We start from the raw sequence: 1,549 nt of genomic DNA on the forward strand, positions 1-1,549 counted from the left end.
TCCTTCGGCCCAGGCGGCGCCGTCGGCCGAGGCGGAGAACGACTTGCAGCGGCCGTCGGGTGACAGCGCGCCCTGCCGGCTGAACTCGACGAACGAGTCCGGCTCGGCGATCACGGTGACGCCGCCCGCCAGTGCCAGCGAGCACTCGCCCTGGCGCAGGGCCCGTACGGCGAGATGCAGCGTGACCAGTGAGGACGAGCAGGCGGTGTCCACCGTCAGCGCCGGCCCCTCCAGGCCGAAGGTGTAGGAGACGCGGCCGGACAGCACGCTCGGCGTGCTGGAGGACAGCAGTGTGCCCTCCATGGCCGGGGGCACCGCGCCGTGCATGAACCGGGAGGAGTACTCGTTGAACATGTTGCCCGCGTAGATCCCGGTGCGGCTGCCGTGCAGGGTCGCCGGGTCGATCCCGGCGTGCGCGAGCGCCCCCCAGCACGTCTCCAGGAACAGCCGGTGCTGCGGGTCGGTGCCCAGCGCGCCGCGCGGGCTGATGCCGAAGAAGGCCGCGTCGAAGTCGGCGACGTCGTACAGGAAGCCGCCGTGGCGGGTGTAGGTCTTCCCGGCCGCCTCGGGGTCGGGGTCGTACAGCGCGTCCACGTCCCAGCCGCGGTCCGCCGGGAACTCACCGATCGCGTCCCTGCCCGAGGAGACCAGCTCCCACAGGTCCTCCGGGGAGGCGACCCCGCCCGGGTAGCGGCACGCCATCCCGACGATCGCCACCGGTTCGCGACGGCGCTCCTCGTCCTCGCCCAGTCGCCGGCGGGCCTCCGCCAGGTCGACGGTCACCCGCTTCAGGTATGCGCGCAGCTCGGCCTCACTCGCCATGGTCGAGCCGTTCCATCGAGGTCCTCAGCGGTGATGTCATGGCTCGGTTGTCGATCAAGGCGAAGATCTCCTCGTCCGATGCGGAAACGATCTCTTCTTCGGCCCCGCCGGCGCCGTTCACGGCGGTGACCGCGGTGGCGGCCCCGGTGTCGCCGATCCTCGACAGGGCGCTCTGCAGGATGGCGACGAGCTGGCGGCGCACCGCGGCCCCCTCGCCGTCGGCGGTCAGGAGCGCCGCCTCGGCCTGGTCCACCGCCGCCCGCAGCGCGTCCTCCGGCGAGGGCCCGTCCGGCGCCAGGCCGGTGAACAGGTACCCCGCGAGCGACGCGACGGTGGGGTGGTCGAAGACCAGCGTGGCGGGCAGCCGCAGGCCGGTGTCGGTGTTGAGCCGGTTGCGCAGCTCGACGGCGGTCAGGGAGTCGAAGCCGAGTTCGTTGAAGGCGCGGTCCACGTCCACGGTGTCGGGTCCGGGGTGGGCGAGCACGGCCGCCACATGGGCCCTCACGAGGTGGGTGAGGTGGGCCCGCGCGTCGGCCTCGCTCATGAGCGCCAGCCGCTCCCCCAGCTCCGGGCCGCTCGCCGCGGCCGGCGTCACGGGGTTCGCGACGGCCCGGCGCGGCACGGCGCGGGCGAGGCCGCGCAGCATGGGCGGCAGGTCGCCGTTCTCGGCCCTGGCACGCAACCCGGCGGCGTCCCAGCGGGCCCCGACCACGAGCGCGTCGTCACC

2 protein-coding genes are annotated in these 1,549 nt (G+C 74.0%); both read right to left on the reverse strand.

From position 1 onward, the window contains the following. The coding region (locus ACZ6W9_RS36945; protein WP_470121859.1) for a beta-ketoacyl synthase N-terminal-like domain-containing protein at window positions 1-822 on the reverse strand (822 nt) is incomplete at its 3' end. Beyond that, window positions 812-1,549 (reverse strand): acyl carrier protein (locus ACZ6W9_RS36950; RefSeq protein WP_470121860.1); only part of this gene is annotated, 738 nt, incomplete at its 5' end. The genes ACZ6W9_RS36945 and ACZ6W9_RS36950, both read right to left, overlap by 11 nt.

The sequence above is a fragment of the Streptosporangium sp. NPDC053982 genome, assembly GCF_055585205.1.